The organism is Sutterella massiliensis (assembly GCF_016899755.1).
GTDB classification, from domain to species: Bacteria; Pseudomonadota; Gammaproteobacteria; order Burkholderiales; family Burkholderiaceae_F; genus Sutterella; species Sutterella massiliensis.
The window spans coordinates 41,827-60,824 of sequence record NZ_JACJJC010000002.1 but is presented as its reverse complement, the minus strand read 5'-3'; the positions used below and the strand labels follow the sequence as shown (position 1 = coordinate 60,824).

16 protein-coding genes and 1 tRNA gene are annotated in these 18,998 nt (G+C 56.0%); 10 read left to right on the top strand and 7 right to left on the bottom strand.

What is annotated here, in order from left to right; all coding sequences use genetic code 11:
- Positions 1-3 precede the first annotated feature (3 nt).
- The 3 genes from H6A60_RS01650 to H6A60_RS01640 all read right to left on the bottom strand — a co-directional run bounded on the left by H6A60_RS01650 (position 4) and on the right by H6A60_RS01640 (position 3,920).
- Positions 4-2,841, bottom strand: a complete 2,838-nt coding sequence (locus H6A60_RS01650; RefSeq protein ID WP_205101634.1) for a valine--tRNA ligase — start codon at positions 2,839-2,841, stop codon at positions 4-6.
- A 168-nt stretch (positions 2,842-3,009) separates the two neighbouring features.
- A complete protein-coding gene (locus tag H6A60_RS01645) occupies positions 3,010-3,453 on the bottom strand; it encodes a hypothetical protein (RefSeq protein ID WP_205101626.1) in 444 nt (147 codons plus the stop codon).
- A gap of 20 nt (positions 3,454-3,473) precedes the next feature.
- Entirely contained in the window at positions 3,474-3,920 is a 447-nt protein-coding gene (locus H6A60_RS01640; protein ID WP_239477524.1) for a DNA polymerase III subunit chi, read from the bottom strand.
- 136 nt (positions 3,921-4,056) lie between these two features.
- On the opposite strand from H6A60_RS01640, the gene H6A60_RS01635 reads away from it, so the two are divergent.
- Together H6A60_RS01635 and greB are read left to right on the top strand one after the other, a co-directional pair.
- Positions 4,057-4,132, top strand: a tRNA-Ala gene (locus H6A60_RS01635).
- Between the two features lie 327 nt (positions 4,133-4,459).
- On the top strand, positions 4,460-5,017 hold the full coding sequence (greB, locus tag H6A60_RS01630; protein WP_205101625.1) for a transcription elongation factor GreB: 558 nt from the start codon (positions 4,460-4,462) through the stop codon (positions 5,015-5,017).
- Positions 5,018-5,112: 95 nt separating this feature from the next.
- Here greB and H6A60_RS01625 read toward each other — a convergent pair whose 3' ends face one another.
- The 4 genes from H6A60_RS01625 to H6A60_RS01610 all read right to left on the bottom strand — a co-directional run bounded on the left by H6A60_RS01625 (position 5,113) and on the right by H6A60_RS01610 (position 9,687).
- Positions 5,113-7,536 carry a RelA/SpoT family protein gene (locus H6A60_RS01625; protein WP_205101619.1) on the bottom strand — a complete coding sequence of 808 codons (2,424 nt, stop codon included), beginning with the start codon at positions 7,534-7,536 and terminating at the stop codon, positions 5,113-5,115.
- A 302-nt stretch (positions 7,537-7,838) separates the two neighbouring features.
- A complete protein-coding gene (rpoZ, locus tag H6A60_RS01620; protein WP_205101618.1) occupies positions 7,839-8,042 on the bottom strand; it encodes a DNA-directed RNA polymerase subunit omega in 204 nt (67 codons plus the stop codon).
- Between the two features lie 62 nt (positions 8,043-8,104).
- Positions 8,105-8,776: a guanylate kinase gene (gene gmk / locus H6A60_RS01615; RefSeq protein ID WP_205101616.1), complete on the bottom strand. Its 672-nt coding sequence runs from the start codon at positions 8,774-8,776 to the stop codon at positions 8,105-8,107.
- 11 nt (positions 8,777-8,787) lie between these two features.
- The gene (locus H6A60_RS01610; RefSeq protein WP_239477523.1) at positions 8,788-9,687 is read right to left on the bottom strand and encodes a YicC/YloC family endoribonuclease; all 900 of its coding nucleotides are present in this window, start codon (positions 9,685-9,687) and stop codon (positions 8,788-8,790) included.
- An 81-nt stretch (positions 9,688-9,768) separates the two neighbouring features.
- Here H6A60_RS01610 and H6A60_RS01605 point away from each other — a divergent pair, with 81 nt between their 5' ends.
- From H6A60_RS01605 to rfbB, 8 genes are all read left to right on the top strand, one after another.
- Positions 9,769-10,719, top strand: coding sequence for a polysaccharide pyruvyl transferase family protein (locus H6A60_RS01605; RefSeq protein WP_205101614.1), 951 nt, complete (start codon positions 9,769-9,771; stop codon positions 10,717-10,719).
- On the top strand, positions 10,720-11,430 hold the full coding sequence (gene rph / locus H6A60_RS01600) for a ribonuclease PH (RefSeq protein ID WP_205101611.1): 711 nt from the start codon (positions 10,720-10,722) through the stop codon (positions 11,428-11,430).
- A 9-nt stretch (positions 11,431-11,439) separates the two neighbouring features.
- Complete coding sequence (rdgB, locus tag H6A60_RS01595) at positions 11,440-12,042, top strand: RdgB/HAM1 family non-canonical purine NTP pyrophosphatase (RefSeq protein WP_205101609.1); 603 nt, start codon at positions 11,440-11,442, stop codon at positions 12,040-12,042.
- A 46-nt stretch (positions 12,043-12,088) separates the two neighbouring features.
- Positions 12,089-13,237 (top strand): radical SAM family heme chaperone HemW, encoded by a 1,149-nt coding sequence (hemW, locus tag H6A60_RS01590; protein ID WP_205101608.1) that lies wholly within the window; start codon positions 12,089-12,091, stop codon positions 13,235-13,237.
- A gap of 302 nt (positions 13,238-13,539) precedes the next feature.
- Positions 13,540-14,952 carry a type I glutamate--ammonia ligase gene (gene glnA, locus H6A60_RS01585; protein WP_205101605.1) on the top strand — a complete coding sequence of 471 codons (1,413 nt, stop codon included), beginning with the start codon at positions 13,540-13,542 and terminating at the stop codon, positions 14,950-14,952.
- A gap of 171 nt (positions 14,953-15,123) precedes the next feature.
- Positions 15,124-16,365 carry a nitrogen regulation protein NR(II) gene (gene glnL, locus H6A60_RS01580; RefSeq protein ID WP_205101601.1) on the top strand — a complete coding sequence of 414 codons (1,242 nt, stop codon included), beginning with the start codon at positions 15,124-15,126 and terminating at the stop codon, positions 16,363-16,365.
- The gene (gene ntrC / locus H6A60_RS01575; protein ID WP_205101599.1) at positions 16,362-17,939 is read left to right on the top strand and encodes a nitrogen regulation protein NR(I); all 1,578 of its coding nucleotides are present in this window, start codon (positions 16,362-16,364) and stop codon (positions 17,937-17,939) included. The genes glnL and ntrC overlap by 4 nt, the downstream gene beginning before the upstream one ends.
- Entirely contained in the window at positions 17,932-18,951 is a 1,020-nt protein-coding gene (gene rfbB / locus H6A60_RS01570) for a dTDP-glucose 4,6-dehydratase (protein ID WP_205101597.1), read from the top strand. The genes ntrC and rfbB overlap by 8 nt, the downstream gene beginning before the upstream one ends.
- Positions 18,952-18,998: the final 47 nt, after the last annotated feature.

The window sequence follows — 18,998 nt, the reverse complement described above, 5'->3', positions numbered from 1 at the left end:
CGATTACGCAGCGGGAAGCTTTGCGAGCTGTTCCGACACCTTGGCAAGCAGTGCCTTGAAGTCCTCAAGACGCTTACGCTCGGCAGCCACGACAGCTTCGGGCGCCTTCGAGACAAAGCGCTCGTTGGAGAGCTTGCCTTCGCACTTGGCCACTTCGCCGGTGAGTCTTGCCACTTCCTTCGAGAGGCGATCGCGTTCGGCGGCAACGTCAATCTCAACCTTGAGCATGAGCTTAAAGTCGCCGACGATTGCTACAGGCGCGACGGTGCCCTTGGCCTGATCGTCGAGATTCTCTGCGTGCTCGACGGACTGCAGGCGAGCGAGGAACTGAAGGTAGGGGGCGTATTCCGCACAGGCGTCCGCCGAACCCGACATCAGTAGCGGAACCTTCTGCGAGGGCGAGAGCTTCATTTCGCCGCGAAGGTTGCGAACCGAGTCGATGATGGCCTTGACATCCTTCATCTGTTCGCAGGCGGCGGTGTCCACACGATCGGCTTCGTAGGTCGGATAAGCCTGAATCATGATGGAGGTTTCTTCCGCTTCGGCGCGGACGCCGGCCGCAACCGACACCGTCTGCCAGAGCTCTTCGGTGATGAACGGAATGATCGGGTGCGCGAGACGCAGCACCGTCTCAAGAACGGTGACCAGGGTGTGGCGCGTCGCACGAGCCTGCGCTTCGTTGCCCTTGAGCTGAACCTTGGCGAGTTCCAGGTACCAGTCGCAGTACTCGTTCCAGACGAACGAGTAAATGGCGTTGGCGGCATTGTCGAGGCGGTAGTCGGCGTAGGCACGAATCACCGTATCGATCGTCTGCTCGAGTTCGCTCTGAATCCAGCGATCGACGAACGAGAATTCCATCGGCGCACCGGCCGTCGCACCCACACCGCAATCGGCACCTTCAACGTTCATGAGAACGAAGCGCGTGGCGTTCCAAAGCTTCGTGCAGAAGTTGCGATAGCCTTCGGCGCGCTTGATGTCGAAGTTCACATTGCGCCCGAGCGTAGCGTAGGCGGCCATCGTGAAGCGCAGCGCATCGGCGCCGTGCGCGGCAATGCCGTTCGGGTAGTTCTTGCGCAGCTTCTTTTCGACGATCGGCGCCTTTTCAGGCTGACGCAGGCCCTTCGTGTTCTTGACGACGAGGGACTCAAGGTCGATGCCCTGAATGATGTCGAGCGGATCGAGGGTGTTGCCTTCGCTCTTAGACATCTTCTTGCCTTCGGCGTCGCGCACGAGACCGTGGATGTACACGTTCTTGAAGGGGACGCGGCCCGTGAAGTGGCGCGTCATCATGACCATGCGGGCCACCCAGAAGAAGAGAATGTCGTAACCCGTAACGAGCACCGTGCTCGGCAGATAGAGGTCGAGTGCCGTGCGGTCGTCCCCCTGGGGCTTGGGCCAGCCAAGCGTGGAGAAGGGCACGAGCGCGGACGAGAACCACGTGTCGAGCACGTCCTCATCCCGGCGAAGCGAAACGCCTTCGCCCGCTTTCTGCTGAGCTTCTTCTTCCGTCCGAGCGACGTAGACGTTGCCCTTGTCGTCGTACCAAGCGGGAATCTGATGGCCCCACCAGAGCTGGCGCGAGAGACACCAGTCCTGAATGTTTTCGAGCCACTGGCGATAGACGCCGCGCCATTCGGCCGGGAAGATGTTCACGTCGCCCGTTTCGACCGCTTCGAGCCCTTCTTCGGCAAGCGACTTGCCCGGGTGGAGCACGCCTTCGGGCGCGGGCTTGCTCATTGCGAGATACCACTGCTCGGAAAGCATCGGTTCGACGACTTCGCCCGTGCGCGCAACGAACGGCACCATGTGCTTGATAGGCTTAATGCCGACCAGGAGACCGGCGGCTTCAAGGTCCTTCAGAGCGGCCTTTCGGCACTCGTAACGGTCCATGCCGCGATACTTTTCGGGCACGTTCTCATTCATGTGCGCGGTCTTCGTGAGCACATTGAGAAGCGGGAGATTGTGGCGGCGACCGACTTCAAAGTCGTTGAAGTCGTGCGCCGGCGTGATCTTGACGCAGCCCGAGCCGAATTCGCGGTCGACATATTCGTCGGCGATGACGGGAATCTCGCGGTCGGTGAGCGGGAGCTTGAGCGTCTTGCCGATGAGCGCCTTGTAGCGTTCGTCTTCGGGGTGCACGGCCACGGCCTGGTCGCCGAAGAGCGTTTCCGGACGCGTGGTTGCCACCACGACGCCTTCGGAGCCGTCGGCGCCCGGGTAGCGGATTTCCCAGAGGTGGCCGTCGGTTTCCTTGCTTTCAACTTCGAGGTCGGAAACGGCGCTCTGCAGCTTCGGATCCCAGTTCACGAGACGGTTGCCGCGGTAGATGAGGCCCTGCTCGTAGAGCGACACGAAGCATTCGACCACGACCTTCGAGAGCTTTTCGTCCATCGTGAAGTAGAGACGGTCCCAATCGACGCTGTCACCCAAACGGCGCATCTGCTGAAGGATGGTGCCGCCCGAGTACTTCTGCCACTCCCAAATTTTTTCGTTGAAGGCTTCTCGACCGATGTCGCGACGGTCAATACCCTGCGCTTCGAGCTTGCGTTCGACCACGATCTGCGTGGCAATGCCCGCATGGTCCGTACCCGGGAGCCAGAGCGTGTTGTAGCCCGCCATACGGTGATAGCGCGTGAGCGTATCCATCACGGTCTGATTGAAGGCGTGCCCCATGTGCAGAATGCCCGTGATGTTGGGCGGCGGCAGCTGGATGGAGAAGCTGGGCTTTTTCGGGTCGAGGCCGGCTCGGAAGTAGCCGCGCGACTCCCAAGTCGGATACCAGCGGGCTTCAATTTCCGCCGGTTCAAAGCTCTTGGCAAGTTCGGTCTTTTTGTCCGTCATCTTGAGGTCTTGAATAAGAGAGGAGGGTCAAAAGACGTCGAAGCAGGCGGAATGCATTCCTCCCGCTTAGTCGACGCCCGCCCAACAGAAAAAGTGATTTATTTTCTCACGATCGCTCACGCGTGAGATGCGGCACTGCGCGTAGGTGAAGTGTATTGATGTCGAAAATCAGCGCTTGAGGATCTTCGAGAGATCGAGGCTTTCGAGCTCCTTGGCAACGGTCTGCGAAACGAGCGTGCCGATCGAGCGTTCGACATCGCTTCGTACGCGCGTAAACGCATTGGCAAGCGCCATCTCCAGTGCGTCGCGAAGCGCACTGCGAAGCGTTTCTTCGAGTCGAGGCGACAGATACGCAATGATGGCGGCACGGTCTTCGGCCGAGAGCGAAGGCTCAATGCGAGCCGGTTCGGACGGCGCCGACGGTTGCAGAAGGGCGGGTTCTGTCAGAGGTGCGTCCGCACTCGCCTTGCCGGCAGAGGGGGTGTTGCTCTGCTGAGCGGCGGTTTCCGCCTTTTGATCGGCAGACGCCAGGTCGCGGATCTCGCGCCAAGTAAGCTTGACGCGATCCTGAAGCATTTGTGCGGAGTCAATGACGGGTTCTTGGCGTTCCATTGAATTTGTTCCGAAAGGGATTACTGACGGCGATCGTACGCTGCAAGCTCAACACCCGCCGCGCGATAGGCGCGATACCGATCCCGCGAGAGTGCGAGTTCTTGGGGATTGGTACTGACAACGTCAATGATGCGATTGAAGCGCGCAAAATCGGTCTGCCAAGTGGGCGGCAGATGATCGTCAAGAAGCAGCAGAACGTCGCCATTGAGCGTCGAAAGATCTGTGGAGATCAGAATCGGTGTTTCACCTGCGAGCGGCGACGAACTGTAGACATGCGGCAGAAAAGCCAAATCGTTAAAGCGCCACAGCAGCGCATCCAGATCGCGAAGCCGTCTTTCGTCCGAACTCCAGAGCGCGAGCGTCAACCCGCGGCGCAGTACGGTTCTGGCAACCAGACAGGCGTAGCGCAGGCGGTCGGAAACGTTGAAGTGAAAGTCGATTTTCTGCATCTCGCCATTATGGCGCATATGGTTCGTTCAGTCCGCTCCATTGCCAATATCGCCATAAATCATCCGATCGGATGATGTTGTAGCGTTCTCGCGTCATTTTTGTCCCTGGCTATTGCCAAAAGAAGAAAAGTCATGCACAATTTGTCTCCTGCATGGGGGGGTAGCTCAGCTGGGAGAGCGCTGCGTTCGCAATGCAGAGGTCGGGAGTTCGATCCTCCTCCTCTCCACCACAGAATATCGAAAGGGGCGTTTACTACGCCCCTTTTTTTTGCCTGTAGCCCTTTGAATCCTTTGTTTACGCAGAAAGACAAAAGGTGTGTTATCCGAAGGGTGCAGGTTAAATTCGCCGACCGTGCAATCATTCTCTACCGTTGCTCAAAAAGCGTAGCTTAGGTAGGAGGCTTTGCGTTTCGTCTGACCGCGAGAAGCCCGTGGGTCTCCATTGCTGGGCAGGTTGCAGACCGAACCGTTTCCCACAAGATTCTCTAAAATCGGACGCTTTGAAACTGTTCTGCTTTCCGATGATTGTTGAAATCGGGATGGCGAAGAGGCAAATCATGGCTCAAGACGATGATGACGAAGTGAAGCTTCCCGGGCTGCCGCCGAATACCAAAAACTATATGACGCCGGCCTGTTATCGACGGTTGCTTGATGAGCGTGAACACCTGGTCAACGTCGAACGTCCCGAGGTCGTCAATGTCGTTTCCTGGGCTGCGAGCAACGGCGATCGAAGCGAGAACGGCGACTATCTGTACGGCAAAAGACGCCTGAGAGAGATCGACCGACGCATTCGCTTCCTCAATAAGCGCATCGAATCCGCGGAGGTTGTCGACCCTGAGTCGCATCCCGAAACGGATCAGGTCTTTTTTGGCGCGACTGTTCTATACGTCAATCAACGCGGCGAAGAGCGCAAAATCCGAATCGTCGGCATTGATGAGGCAGATGCATCGCATGGCGACGTGAGCTGGATCAGCCCGATCGCTCGGGTCTTACTCAAGCACCATGAGGGCGACGAGGTGAAGCTTCCGACGCCTGCAACGAGCACACATCCCGCTGGTGTCGATACCATCGAGATCCTTGAAGTTACCTACACCAACGAACAGCCGATCCCCTGAAAAGAGGCCTGAGAGGGCGTGAGGGGGGTGCTGATAAAAGCAAGGCGGCAACGGTTTAAAGCCGTTGCCGCACATCATCACGAGGCCTGGGTCAGTCAGGCTTTCGAGCTTCCCAGACCATCGGAAGTGACCTTCCCGGGTTTAGCGAGTTTGGTTAAGTTCCTTGCGTTCTTCGCGACGGACGTATCGTCCAGGATGCGCTTTACGCGCAGAACGGCTTCGTTCTGGCGGATTGTTCGCATGACGTGGATCAGGTGATTCTTGTCTCGCACCTGAACAGTGACGAGGACGATTTGATCCTTCCCTTCTTCTTCGAGCGATACAGCTGTGATGCTCGAGTTGGCTTCGGAAACCGACGTTGCGACGACCGCAAGACCGGCGTGTGCGTCCGTGACGCGCACTTCGAGCGGAACGGGGAAATGGGCGCCCGGCTTGGGCGAGCCCCATTCGAGCGTCATCCAGCGGCTCGGGTCGGCTTGGCGGCCGCGTTCGGCGTGCGGGCAGTCTGCTCGGTGCACAGTGACACCGACGCCCGGTCGATTCATACCGGTGATGCGGTCGCCCGGAATCGGGTGGCAGCAGGGTGCGAGGTGCTGCGCCGTGCCCTCGTTGCCGTTGATGATGACGGCAGGAAGCGCCAGGTCGGCGTCGCGCTTGCCTTCAGCCTGCAGAAGACTCATGAGCCGGTGCAAAACGGCAGCTGCAAGGGCCTTCCCCAAGCCGATTGCTGCGTAGAGCGACGCAACACTGTCGACGCCGAATTCCTTGAAGAGCTTTTCCATCACGGAGGTCGGCACGGCGTAGAGATCGACCTTTTGCTCTTCGGCGAGTGCTTCCAAGGCAAGTCGGCCGAGCTTCGTCGATTCATCGAATTGGCAGGTGCGCAGGTATTGACGAATTTCTGCTCGGGCCTTCCCAGAGTGAACCCAGCCGAGCCACTGCGGATTCGGGTGGGCATCGGGCGACGTGACGACCTGCACGAGGTCGCCGTTACGCAGGCTGCTCGAGAGGGGCTTCACTTCGCTGTTGATGCGCACACTTTCGGTGTGGTTGCCGACATCGGTGTGAATTTCGTAAGCGAAGTCGATCGGTGTTGACCCCTTCGGCAGCGAAATGATTTTTCCCTTGGGCGTAAAGACGTAAATGCGGTTCGGGAAAAGGTCGACCTTAATGTTTTCAAGGAATTCCGTGCTGTCCTTGCTGGTGCGCTGAATTTCGAGCAGATTTTGCAGCCACGCCGCCGTGCGGGACTGCAGGTCCGCTGCATCTTCGTCGATGTTGTAGAGCCAGTGAACGAGAATGCCGTTCTCGTTGATGCGGTGCATCTCCTCGGTGCGAATTTGGTATTCGATGGGCGTACCGTCCGGGCCGATCACAGTGGTATGCAGGCTCTGGTAACCGTTGGCCTTGGGGATGGCAATGAAGTCCTTGAATCGAGCATGGACTGGCTTATAGAGCTGGTGCAGCGCTCCCAAAGTCAGATAGCAGTCGTCTTTCGAACGGACGATGACGCGAAAACCGTAAATGTCGAGCGCATCGGAGAAGGACTGGTGCTTTTCGCGCATCTTGTTGTAGATGCCGTAAATCGTTTTGTCTCGACCGAGAATGCGGCAACGGATGCCGGACTTCGAAAGCGAAGCCTTAGTTTCGTTCAGGATGCGCTCGAGAATTGCGCGGCGGTTGTTGCGCGTCTTGAGGACGTTGTCGTAGAGGACCTTGTAGCGGAAGGGATAACGGTTGGCAAAGCTCAGTTCCTGCAGTTCGCGGAACACATTGTTGAGCCCCAGGCGGTGCGCAATCGGTACGTAAATGTCGAGCGTTTCCTTGGCAATGCGTGCACGCTTTTCCGGCCGCATGACGCCGAGCGTGCGCATGTTGTGCAAACGGTCGGCGAGCTTCACGAGAATGACGCGAACGTCCCGCGACATCGCCAGGAGCATCTTTCGGAAGCTCTCGGCCTGAGCGATTTCGTTCGACGAGAAGCGCAACTTATCGAGCTTGGAGACCCCGTCGACAAGCTCGGCAACGTCGGTGCCGAATTTTTCAGCCATTTCACGCTTGCTCGTGCCCGTGTCTTCGAGCACGTCGTGCATGAGGCCCGCCTGAATGGTTTCGGCGTCCATGCGCCAAGAGGCAAGGATGGAGGCGACCGAAATCGGATGCGTAATGTAAGGTTCGCCCGACTTTCTGAACTGCCCGAGATGCGCATTGTCGGCGTAGCGATAGGCTTCTCGAATTTTTTCGACTTCGTGCGCAGGCAGATAAAGTCCGCAGGTATCGATCAGCCCCTGTGCCGTGACGACGACGTCGGGCGCCTGCGGTGTAAAGAGCGGCAGGTCGGCGTCGGGAAGCTTCTCCGGTACAAAAGGTCCGGGCAGCGGCATCCGGTGCTGGTGCTTTGTGAAGCTGAAGGGGGCGATGGTTTTCCGCTGAGCGCGAGGCATCGGCTGAGCGGGCAGACCGTCTTCCTTCGTGGCGTACATGTCGTCCGGGAAAAGCGGCGCAGTCTCGACGGTCATGAGATCGATTCCTTTTGATTGTGTTTTTGTGAAGTTGCGCATGTCCGATTGAAAATCTCGGACACCGAGGGCGGAACGTTCTTCGAACTTTTTTAGCGTAACTTTCCTATCGTAAGCGCCGCTTTATTTATTCGTCGAGAGAGAAAACGCGCAGAATCGGCTGTATTTCTCATGCATGCAGGCCGCTCGATTGGAGCGCAAGGGGGTACTGCAACCGACAAACAAAACGGCCGACACCCTGCGCCATAGAAACGCAGATTTGTCGGCCGATGTACGTGTCGCAACGACAGGGCGCAGCGTGCTTACGGGTGCACCTGATTCAGAAGAGTAACATCAACTTTGCCGTCGGCGATTTCGCGCAGCGCGATGACGGAAGGCTTGTCCTTCGCATCAACCATGGGCTTGTGCCCCTGCGTGAGCTGACGTGCGCGATAAGCGGCAACCAGAACCATCTGAAAGCGGTTCGGAATCTTCTTGAGGCAGTCTTCAACGGTAATGCGGGCCATCTGTTTTCAGGAAAATAAAGCGGACAGAAAAATATCGGCCATCCCGATAGCATCGAAAAACGTCAAACCGGCACGCCGAGATTGGCGAACTGGTTTCTGAATCGGAGCGCCTGCTGACCGTAGGTGAGGCGACTGGCCGTGACGATGGCTTCGAGCTGCAGGAGGGCCGTGTCGAAATCTTCGTTGATTATAACGTACTCGAATTCCGGAGCATGCGCCATCTCGGCACCGGCGCCGAGGAGGCGGCGCGTGATTGTCTGCGGCGAATCGGTTCCGCGGTGATTAAGGCGCCATTCGAGCGCTTCAATAGAGGGCGGCAGAATGAAGACGCCCACGGTGCCGGGAAAGCGCTTTCGAACCTGACGCGCACCTTGCCAATCAATCTCGAGCAGAACGTCATGGCCCTTGGCCATTTCGTTTTCGATCCAGACGCGGTTCGTACCGTAGTAGTTGCCGTGTACGAGTGCGGATTCGAGAAATTCGTCGCGCGCCTTCATGGCTTCGAATTCTTCAATGGTGACGAAATGGTATTCGCGGCCGTTGACCTCTCCAGGACGCGGATCGCGCGTCGTGAAGGAGATGGAAAGCTTGATCGTCGGCTGCTTGGCAAGAAGCGCATTGACGAGCGTCGACTTGCCAGCGCCCGAAGGGGCGGTCACGAGGAAAAGTCGGCCGGGGTGCTTGTCGGGGCTATAAGCGTGCACATTGGCTTCGGCAGGCTGCTGCTGAGACATTTTTTCGCTCCTTACTCAAGATTCTGAATCTGTTCGCGCATCTGATCGATCGTGATTTTGAGCGAAAGCGATGCGTTCGTCATTTCAATGGCCGCAGCCTTGGAACCAAGCGTATTGGCTTCGCGGTTCATCTCCTGCGCGAGGAAGTCGAGCTTGCGGCCAACCGCGCCGCCCGCGGCGAGGAGGCGGCGCACTTCGCGAATATGCGTGTCGAGGCGATTCATTTCCTCGTCAACATCAAGGCGCATGGCGTAGAGCGTCACTTCCTGACGAATGCGATCGCAAACTTCCTCGGCTGAAAGCGTGCTCTTTTCGGTAAGCGCCTCGGTGAGTGCACCGTTGAGGCGTTCGGTGAGTTTGCTTTCGATGTGAGAGACGATTTCGGGGATTTTGGCCCGTACGTCGTTCACTGTTGCCTGCATGTTGTCGCAGTAGTCAAGCAGCACCTTGGAGAGCGCCGCACCTTCGCGCGCACGGGCTTCAACAAGAGCGTCGAGCGCCTTGTTGAGGATGGCAAGTACGGCTGCGGACACTGCGTCCTTGTCCGTTTTCTCTGCTTCCACGACGCCCGGCATCTCGAGAACCTCTGCGACGGAAAGCGAGTCGGCTTCCGGATTCACGCTCTGAATCTGCTGCTGCAGTTCGAGCAGGCGCTTAAGTGCCGGTTCGTTCACGCGCGCAGGCATGGCCGACTCGTTGGGACGCAGCGTCATGCGGACTTCCACTTTGCCGCGGGTCAGGCGCTTTTGCAGTGTTTCGCGCACGAGCGGCTCGACAAAACGAATGCCTTCGTCCAAACGGAGCGTCAGATCGAGAAAACGGGTGTTGACGGAACGGCACTCGACGGTGACGACACCGACCGGCGTTGCGCCGTCGGTAGTTGCGTAGCCCGTCATGCTGGCAATAGACATGATGAATTACAGCGCAAGTTGGTAAAATCTCGCTATTCTAATAGATTTTTCCCCGATTTCAACCTACTAGATAAGTCATTGATGATGGAGCCCAGTGATAAAAACCTTGCGCTAGTTTATGACTATAAAGGTCATGATGGATATATGCCAAGTTCCGTAAATTTGGGGGATTATATTCAGACGTTAGCAGCTCTTCAATTTTATCCGAAAGTTGACGGTTTTATTGATAGGGATAGCTTGATTGACTTGCAAGATTCGCATGGTAAGGCGATCATTAACGGGTGGTATCACCTGTTTGATGGGCACCGGTTGCCTGAAAATTTTAATCCTTTAATGGTTTCTATGAATATTTCAGGTTTTTCCGATAATTCCGATTTTTTAAATGTTTTGAACTCTTGGAAAAGGTTTGAACCTATTGGTTGTCGTGATGAGAATACAGTGAAAATATTGAAGGAAAAAGGTATAGCTGCTTATTTTTCTTCGTGTCTAACGACGACTTTTAAAAGAGTCGACAGTGCTAGGAAGGGAGTTGTTGTATCAGATTTGTTGTTTTTTAAAAGTATTTTTGAAGAAAGAGGAGAAAAGGTTTTTCCTATCAATCGTTTAATTAAAAAGAAGGTAAGAGAATTTAAATATTCTAGACTCCTTAAGAAGATAATATTAAAAACTTGCAATTATGGCAAAAATATTAAGTACGTAACGCATGAGGCTCCATTGTCTTTGTCTCATGAGGAAAGGTTTGAAAAGGCGAGAGAGTTGTTGGATGTTTACTCTAAAGCAGAGCTAGTTATAACTTCTAGAATACACGCTGCTCTTCCTTGCCTTGGACTTGGTACGCCCGTTATTCTTGTTGTTCATTCAAAAGACATTTCGAGATACGAGGGGCTAGAGGATCTGTTTAATCATATATATATGAAGGAGGGAGTGGTTGCTATTAAGGTAGATAATCGTGGACGAGTAGTAAATTCTGATTCATATAAAAAGTATGCAGAAAGATTAACTGAAAAGTGCATTAAATATATGGGTGGGTGAATGCGAATAGATGGACGAGCAAACGACGAGCTCAGACGAGTGACCATTGAGCGCAATTACACAAAGTACGCTGAGGGGAGCGTTTTGATCAGTGTGGGCGACACGAAGGTTCTCTGTACGGCGAGCGTGACCGAAGGCGTTCCGCCTTTTTTGCGCGGCAAAGGTGAGGGCTGGGTGACGGCAGAGTACGGACTTCTTCCCCGCTCGACAGGAACGCGCTGCGATCGAGAGGCGGTAAAGGGCAAGCAAAGCGGTCGAACACAGGAAATTCAGCGCCTGATCGGTCGAAGCCTTCGTGCCGTTGTCGATCGCAAAAAACTCGGCGAGTTTACGATTCAGCTCGACTGCGACGTCATTCAGGCGGACGGTGGAACGCGCTGTGCTTCCATCACGGGGGCTTGGGTTGCGCTTCGTGATGCCGCCAATTGGATGATGGAACGAAAGCTCCTTGCAGAGGATCCGATTCTGGCGCAGGTGAGTGCGATTTCCGTCGGCATGTGGTCCGGGGAGCCGGCGCTGGACTTCAACTATGCGGAAGACAGCAGCAGCGATACGGACATGAATGTTGTCATGACCAGCTTGGGCGGTTTTGTGGAGATTCAGGGGACGGCCGAAGGAAAGCCTTTTACCGAGGATGAGCTCACAGAACTGATCAAACTTGCCAAAAAAGGCAACGAGCAGCTCCAAGCGATCCAGAGAAACTCTTTTTAAGTCAGAAAAATGGAAGGAAAAAAACTTGTACTGGCTTCTAACAACAAAGGGAAGCTTCGTGAATTTCAAGCAATGTTCGAAGCTATGAATTTGAACATTGTGAGTCAGGGGAGTCTCGGCGTTTCTGCGTGCGAAGAGCCTTTTTTCACGTTTGTAGAAAACTGCCTGCAGAAGGCCCGTCACGCTTCGAGGGAAACTGGACTCCCCGCGCTCGCGGACGACTCCGGCTTGTGTGTTGATGCGCTCGGCGGCGCGCCGGGTGTTTTTTCCGCTCGCTTTGCCGGGGAACCGTCAGACGATGCAAAAAACAACGCGCTTCTCGTTGAAAAGCTCCGCGGAGAGAGCAACCGTCGTGCGCATTACATGTGCGTTCTCGTTGCCGTGCGCTCTCCTGACGATCCCGAGCCGCTCATCGCGGAGGGCGCCTGGCAGGGTGAAATAGTCGATACGCCGAGTGGTACGGGCGGCTTTGGATACGACCCGCACTTCTTCCTGCCGCAATTCGGTAAGACCGCTGCCGACCTGACTGCAGACGAAAAAAATGCAGTGAGTCATCGCGGCCAAGCTCTGCGCGTCATGGCAAAACTGCTCGCCGAGCGCTGGGGCTGGTAACGAGTCTTTTTGGACAATCGATTGAAGAAGCACATTTAGCTGAAAAATGTTCGACTTGGCGCAGATTCCCCTTTCCATTTATCTGCACTGGCCTTGGTGTATTCGCAAGTGTCCTTATTGCGATTTCAACTCCAGAAAGTTGCCGGACTCACTGGAGGAAATGCGCTATGTCGCAGCGCTACTCAAAGATTTGAACAATTGGCGGCTACGCGCAGGCAATAGGAAAATCACATCGATTTTCGTTGGCGGCGGTACGCCGAGCCTCATGTCCGGTAGGGCCGTTGAGGCTTTGATTGACGGTGTTTCGAAGCGCTTTGAGCTCGAAGAAAACTGCGAAATCACACTTGAGGCAAATCCCGGAACGGTCGACGAAAAGAAACTCACCGCATTCCGCGCGGCGGGTATCAACAGAATATCGCTTGGCATCCAGAGCTTCTGCGACGAGCGGTTAAAGCGCCTTGGCCGCATCCACTCTGTAGAAGATGCTAGAAACGCCATTCGAGCTACCCAAAAGGTCTTCGACAATTTCAATCTGGATTTGATGTTTGCGCTGCCGGGGGAAACAATCGATGGTTTGCTCTCGGAGCTCGACGAAGCGGTTTCGTCGGGCGCCACACATCTCTCGTGTTATCAGCTCACCATTGAGCCCGGTACAGCGTTTGCCAAGCATGTGCCGGCGGATCTCCCTGATGATGATTTGACGGCCGATATGGGGGACGTCGTCGTGGAGCGCCTCGCTGCTGCAGGGTATGAACGCTACGAGGTATCGGGGTACGCCCGGGCGGGGCGACGCTGCAGACACAATCTCAACTATTGGACTTTCGGCGACTATCTTGCGGCTGGTGCCGGCGCGCACGGAAAGATGACGACCCGGGACGGCATTTTCCGTGAGATGCGTATTCAGTCGCCGTCGCGCTACCTCGCGCAGGTGGAGACTATTGGAAACGGCATCGAGGAGCAGTATGCCATTGAGCCGGAAGCGAGACCCTTCGAATTCATGCTCAATGCGCTGCGGCTTGTTGAGGGAGTGCCTGCGCGGGTCTTTGAAGAGCGTACCGGCCTGCTGCTCGACACAATTCGCCCGCAACGAGCTGCACTTGAGGCCAAGGGACTACTCGATACGAATCCGGAAATCATTCGCGCAACGCCATTGGGCATCCGGTTTCTCTCCGACCTGCAGGAAAGCTTTCTTTGAAGCTTCTTTCCGCATCGTGAAAGTGCATCGGTTCTGCGAAAAGTCGTGCGCCGAGTTGGTGCATAAAAGCGTTTGTCGAGTGCATAATGGCGCATCGGTTCGTGTTGACGGACGCTTGTGTCGTTCTGCGCCAAAAGGATTCAATGGACAGCATTCGATCGGGCGGATACCGACTTGGCACGCTGATTGCTTAATAACCTGATGACGGCGTCGGAATCGTATCGGCGTCGGGTCGATCTCAATCGCGCTCCGGTGCGGCTGTGCAAGCGCACGCGGAGTGAACTCTTCCAGGAGAAGCACACATGACTACCGCTGCTGACGTTCTGCAGATGGTTAAGGACAACGACGCCAAGTTCGTCGACCTTCGTCTCACCGACATGCTCGGCAAGGAAATGCATTTGACGATTCCTGCCGAACACTTGACGGAAGACACTTTCGAGCTCGGTCAGCCCTTTGACGGCTCTTCCTTCGTCGGCTGGCGCGGCATCGAATCTTCCGACATGCTGCTGCAGCCGGATCCGAACACGGCGCGCATGGATCCGTTCCGTGAAGCCAATACGCTGGTTTTGTCCTGCAACGTTCTCGAACCCACGACAGGTAAGGGCTACGAGCGCGACCCGCGCTCGATCGCCAACCGTGCGGAAAGCTATCTGAAGTCGACGGGTATCGGTGACGCCGCTTTCTTCGGCCCCGAACCCGAATTCTTCATCTTTGACGGCGTGCAGTGGGATCATAAGCCCGGTTCGAGCTTCTTCCGCGTTACTTCTGAAGAAGCGCCGTGGTCGTCGGGTCTCGACATGGAGGGCGGCAACCTCGGTCACCGCAATCGCATGAAGGGCGGCTACTTCCCCGTTTCGCCTGTGGATTCGCTTGCCGATATCCGCGCCGAAATGTGCACGCTGATCGAGCAGCAGGGCGTGCCCGTTGAAATTCACCACCACGAAGTGGGCGGTGCCGGCCAGTGCGAAATCGGTACGCGCTTCTCGACGCTCGTTCAGCGCGCCGACTGGACACAGATCGTGAAGTACACGGTGTGGAATGTGGCGGCTGCCTACGGCAAGACCGCGACGTTCATGCCCAAGCCTATCGAGGGCGACAACGGCTCCGGTATGCACGTGCATCAGTCGATTTGGAAGGAAGGTCAGAACCTTTTCAGCGGCAATGGTTATGCCGGCCTCTCGGATCTGGCGCTCTACTACATCGGCGGCGTCATCAAGCACGCCCGCGCGCTCAACGCTATTACGAATCCGGGCATCAATTCGTACAAGCGCTTGGTTCCGGGCTTTGAAGCGCCCGTGAAGCTTGCTTACTCTGCACGCAATCGTTCTGCCTCCATCCGCATTCCGTTTGTGACGAACCCGAAGGCTCGTCGCGTCGAAATCCGCTTCCCGGATCCGCTTTGCAACCCGTACCTCGGCTTCTCGGCGCTGCTGATGGCCGGTCTCGACGGCATTGAAAATCGCATCCATCCGGGTGAAGCGGCCGACAAGAACTTGTATGACCTGCCGCCCGAAGAAAACGCGCTCATTCCGACGGTTGCGCCGAACCTTGAAGTGGCGCTTGATGCACTCGACAAGGATCGCGAGTTCCTGACGAAGGGCGGCGTTTTCAGCGACGACTTCATCGACGCCTACATCGCCGAAAAGCGCAAGGAAGTCCTCCGTGCGTCGATGGCGGTGACGGCGCTCGACTTTGACCTCTACTATTCGCTTTAATGTCGTAGAGGTTCTGACGCAGGGCGCACGACCGACAGCGTGTCGTGCGCTCGAGCCGCAAATTGTCGGATTCGGGGACGGTGGCATGCTCGATGCATCGTCCCCGATTTGTCTATGGGGCGCATTCGCTCCGATTGTGCATGACGGGAGTCGGGTGTGAATCGAGACAAAATGCAGAAAGTGGCAGGGCGATCCTCTGACGGCCGGCAAGCAGTGCCCGCATTTGAAGCGTTCGAGCTCCTGTCGACCGCTGTAATCGGCTTAGATGCCGGCGGTCGGATTGTCGACCTCAATACGGCAGCTGAATCGTTGCTAGGACGGGCTAAGCGAACCGTACGCGGCACGTCCATTTCAGCGTATCTGGAGGCTGCTGCGGTTTGGTTTGGAGCGGATGACGAGGGGACTGACGCCCGCTCTCGCGGCATTCGTCACGCTGACGTACTTTTCTCCGAGAGTGGCGCGACCGCCGTTTCTCTACTGAACTGCGGCATGCGACCGCCCGTACGCGTGCGCGTTACGCTGACGTCGCTCGCAAGTTTTGCCGTTCAGCAAGTCTCGGATTTGCCGAACCTCAGCTATCTTCTGGAGGCGATCAGTCTTGACGACGCACTTCGGGAAGAGCGCGACGCTGTCGAAGAGAACATTCGCGCAGCAAACGCCGAGCTCTTGAGAAATCTCGGCCACGAAATCAAAAATCCGCTCGGCGGTATTCGCGGCGCGGCGCAGCTCCTTGATGCCGATCTTGAGCGCGAAGAGGACCGAGAAGCGACGAACATCATTTTGGAAGAGGCCGATCGCCTGCAGCATCTTGTCGACCGTTTGCTTCTGCCCTATCGAGCACCCAAGCGCATCGAATCCGTCAATGTGCATGAAGTGCTCGAGCGCGTTGCCGACTTGTTGCTGCTGGAGTTTCCTGTTGGTCTCACGTTCCTTCGCGACTACGATATTTCGGCGCCGCCCGTTCAGGGCGATCGGGAGCGATTGACGCAAGTTTTTCTCAATATCGCCAGGAATGCTGCCGAGGCAACAGCGGGACTGCGTCAAGAGGGCCGGGCTGTCATTACATTCAAAACCCGCATAGCGCGAGATGTGCTGACAGGGGGCGAGCGTGTTCGCTCCGTGCTCCAGGTCGACATTGTCGACAACGGTCCCGGCATTCCCGAAGAGATTCGCGAAAAGATCTTTTATCCGCTTGTTACGGGGCGTGCCGAGGGTACGGGATTGGGGCTTTCGATCGTCAAAAATTTTGTCGAAGAATCAAACGGTCGAGTGTCTGTCGAGAGCGAGCCGGGGTGCACGGACTTTACCGTGGTGCTCCCCTTCGGTGCGAGCGGCCAAGCAAACTCGGAACGGCGTGTAGGTCAGTCAGTGGACACGGTGAGAATTGACAGAAAGAAGGATGAAAGGAAATGACGGGATCGACTTTCGGTCATGAAGACGATGCTTTTGCGCGGCAGCATCTGCCGGAGCAGTCGGCCGCCGTGTGGGTCGTGGATGACGATCGGGCCATTCGCTGGGTGCTCACAAAAGCGCTTGCGAAAGCGTCGATTACTGCTAAAGCCTTCGACAATGCGGCGGATGCGCTCGACGCACTCAAGCGTATGGTCGAGGCTGGTGATTCGAAGAAGCTGCCCCTTGTTTTGGTATCCGACATCCGCATGCCGGGCATGAGCGGCGTGGAGCTTCTCGAGAAGGTCAAAGCGCTTCTGCCGACGCTTCCCGTCATCATCATGACCGCCTATACGGATCTTGAAAGTGCCGTATCGTCCTTTCAGGGCGGCGCATTCGAGTATTTGACGAAACCCTTTGATGTGCCGAAGGCCGTAGCACTCATTCAGCGTGCGATGGAAGAATCGTCGGTTCGACATGAGGAAGCACAGTCGCTTCCGGTCGAGTCCTTCAGCAACGAACTGCCGCTGATCGGGCATGCGCCGGCGATGCAGGATGTCTTTCGTGCGATTGGACGTCTTTCTCAGAGCAACGTCACGGTTTTGCTTACCGGTGAATCCGGTGCCGGCAAAGAGGTGGTCGCGCGCGCTATCTGGAAGCACAGTCGTCGCAGCCGAGCCCCCTTTATCGCCATCAACATGGCGGCCATTCCGAGAGAGTTGCTCGAAAGTGAGCTGTTCGGTCACGAAAAAGGTGCTTTTACCGGCGCGACTTCAACGCGACTTGGTCGCTTTGAGCAGGCAAAGGGCGGTACGCTATTTCTGGACGAAATCGGCGACATGCCCATGGGGCTCCAGACGAGTCTGCTTCGCGTTTTAAGCAGCGGTTGGTTCTATCGCGTCGGCGGGCACGATCCGATCAAAGCGGATGTCCGCGTTATTGCCGCGACAAATCAAGACCTTGAAGCTCGAGTCAAGGCGGGTGAGTTTAGAGAAGACCTTTTTCATCGCCTCAATGTCATTCGCCTTCGGCTTCCGCCCCTAAGAGAGCGTAAGGAGGATATCGAGCCTCTGACGCTTCATTTCTTAGCGCGTGGCGCGCAGGAGCTCGGACTTGAACCGAAGGTGCTGACGCCCGAAGCACTGCGTGTGATCGAGCAGCACTCGTTCCCTGGGAACGTACGAGAGCTCGAAAATCTTTGCCGTTGGTTGCTCGTTATGGCCCCGGCGCACGAGGTGCGTGTCGAAGATTTGCCTGCCGACCTACGCAAGAAGGAGGACTCGGTTCCGTTAGACGTCTCAAAGGTTCGCACAGTCGATCGGGGAATACAGGAACGAAAAGGGCAGGCTTCTGAGTACAACCAAACACCTGCTTCTTCGTCAACGTGGCAGATTTTGCTCGCCAGAGATATACAAGGACGCTTAGCTTCGAACGAAACGGATCTGTGGACCTCCGTCATAGGCGAAGTAGAGACGATTTTGATAAACGAGGCGCTTTCTTCATCTCGCGGCAGACGAGTGGAAGCTGCTGAGCGACTGGGTATTGGCCGCAATACCATTACCAGAAAAATACAAGAGCATTTAATTCAGCATGGTTGACAAAACGATCCTTGTAACGGGAGGTGCAGGCTTCATCGGCGGCAACTTTATCGCTTGTTTTTCAAAGAAATATCCCGAATACCGCCTGATCAATCTGGATCTCCTGACGTATGCCGCGCATAAGGAACTTTTCCAGAAGCAAAAGCAGAACGCCAATGTTATCCCAGTTCAAGGTGACATTTGCGATCGCTCTCTGGTGAGGAGTCTCCTGGAGGAATACGCCGTCGACGGTGTGATTCATTTCGCAGCCGAGAGCCACGTCGACAACTCAATTGCCGATCCCTTCCGGTTTATTCAAACGAATATCGTCGGGACGACGACACTCTTAGACGAGGCGCTTTGCTATTGGCGTAAAACCAAAAAGCTCGACAAGGCTCGATTCCACCAGATATCGTCCGATGAGGTCTATGGCACGCTTGGAGAGGATGGCTTTTTCCGTGAAGACTCTCCCTATCGCCCCAACAGCCCCTATTCGGCAAGTAAAGCGTCGGCGGATCTGATTGTTCGCTCTTATGCCCAGACATTCGGCATGAATGTCGTGACGACCCACTCATCGAACAATTTCGGCTACTGGCAGCACGACGAAAAGCTCATTCCGACCGTTATCCGTAAAGCGCTTGCCGGCGAAGTCATCCCGATTTACGGCACGGGGACCAATGTGCGCGATTGGTTGTGGGTGGGCGACCACTATCGAGCCATTGATGCGGTTTTTCATCACGGCAGGAGCGGTGAGTCCTACAACGTCGGCGGCGGCAACGAACGGACGAACCTGGAAATCGCAACGCAAATTTGCCGCATCTTGGACGATGTCAAACCGCTTCCGAGCGATCGGTACGAATCTCAGATCGAGTTGGTGGCCGACAGGCCGGGACACGATTTCCGGTATGCGGTGGACTGCCAAAAAATTCGAGATGAGCTTGGCTGGAAGCCGGAATGCACCTTTGACGATGCGCTGAGAAAGACAGTTCTCTGGTATGTTGAGCGGTTTTCGCGTAAAGCGTGCGGATCTTGATGCATCATGAGCGGTCCCGCAATCAGCTTTGTATTTCCCGCCACGTC

What these genes read in the sequence shown, in the direction of transcription:
- H6A60_RS01650 (WP_205101634.1), bottom strand. Translation starts at nt 2,841, where the DNA reads ATGACGGACAAAAAGACCGAACTTGCCAAGAGCTTTGAACCGGCGGAA.
- H6A60_RS01645 (WP_205101626.1), bottom strand. Translation starts at nt 3,453, where the DNA reads ATGGAACGCCAAGAACCCGTCATTGACTCCGCACAAATGCTTCAGGAT.
- H6A60_RS01640 (WP_239477524.1), bottom strand. Translation starts at nt 3,920, where the DNA reads ATGCGCCATAATGGCGAGATGCAGAAAATCGACTTTCACTTCAACGTT.
- greB (WP_205101625.1), top strand. Translation starts at nt 4,460, where the DNA reads ATGGCTCAAGACGATGATGACGAAGTGAAGCTTCCCGGGCTGCCGCCG.
- H6A60_RS01625 (WP_205101619.1), bottom strand. Translation starts at nt 7,536, where the DNA reads ATGACCGTCGAGACTGCGCCGCTTTTCCCGGACGACATGTACGCCACG.
- rpoZ (WP_205101618.1), bottom strand. Translation starts at nt 8,042, where the DNA reads ATGGCCCGCATTACCGTTGAAGACTGCCTCAAGAAGATTCCGAACCGC.
- gmk (WP_205101616.1), bottom strand. Translation starts at nt 8,776, where the DNA reads ATGTCTCAGCAGCAGCCTGCCGAAGCCAATGTGCACGCTTATAGCCCC.
- H6A60_RS01610 (WP_239477523.1), bottom strand. Translation starts at nt 9,687, where the DNA reads ATGTCTATTGCCAGCATGACGGGCTACGCAACTACCGACGGCGCAACG.
- H6A60_RS01605 (WP_205101614.1), top strand. Translation starts at nt 9,769, where the DNA reads ATGATGGAGCCCAGTGATAAAAACCTTGCGCTAGTTTATGACTATAAA.
- rph (WP_205101611.1), top strand. Translation starts at nt 10,720, where the DNA reads ATGCGAATAGATGGACGAGCAAACGACGAGCTCAGACGAGTGACCATT.
- rdgB (WP_205101609.1), top strand. Translation starts at nt 11,440, where the DNA reads ATGGAAGGAAAAAAACTTGTACTGGCTTCTAACAACAAAGGGAAGCTT.
- hemW (WP_205101608.1), top strand. Translation starts at nt 12,089, where the DNA reads ATGTTCGACTTGGCGCAGATTCCCCTTTCCATTTATCTGCACTGGCCT.
- glnA (WP_205101605.1), top strand. Translation starts at nt 13,540, where the DNA reads ATGACTACCGCTGCTGACGTTCTGCAGATGGTTAAGGACAACGACGCC.
- glnL (WP_205101601.1), top strand. Translation starts at nt 15,124, where the DNA reads ATGCAGAAAGTGGCAGGGCGATCCTCTGACGGCCGGCAAGCAGTGCCC.
- ntrC (WP_205101599.1), top strand. Translation starts at nt 16,362, where the DNA reads ATGACGGGATCGACTTTCGGTCATGAAGACGATGCTTTTGCGCGGCAG.
- rfbB (WP_205101597.1), top strand. Translation starts at nt 17,932, where the DNA reads ATGGTTGACAAAACGATCCTTGTAACGGGAGGTGCAGGCTTCATCGGC.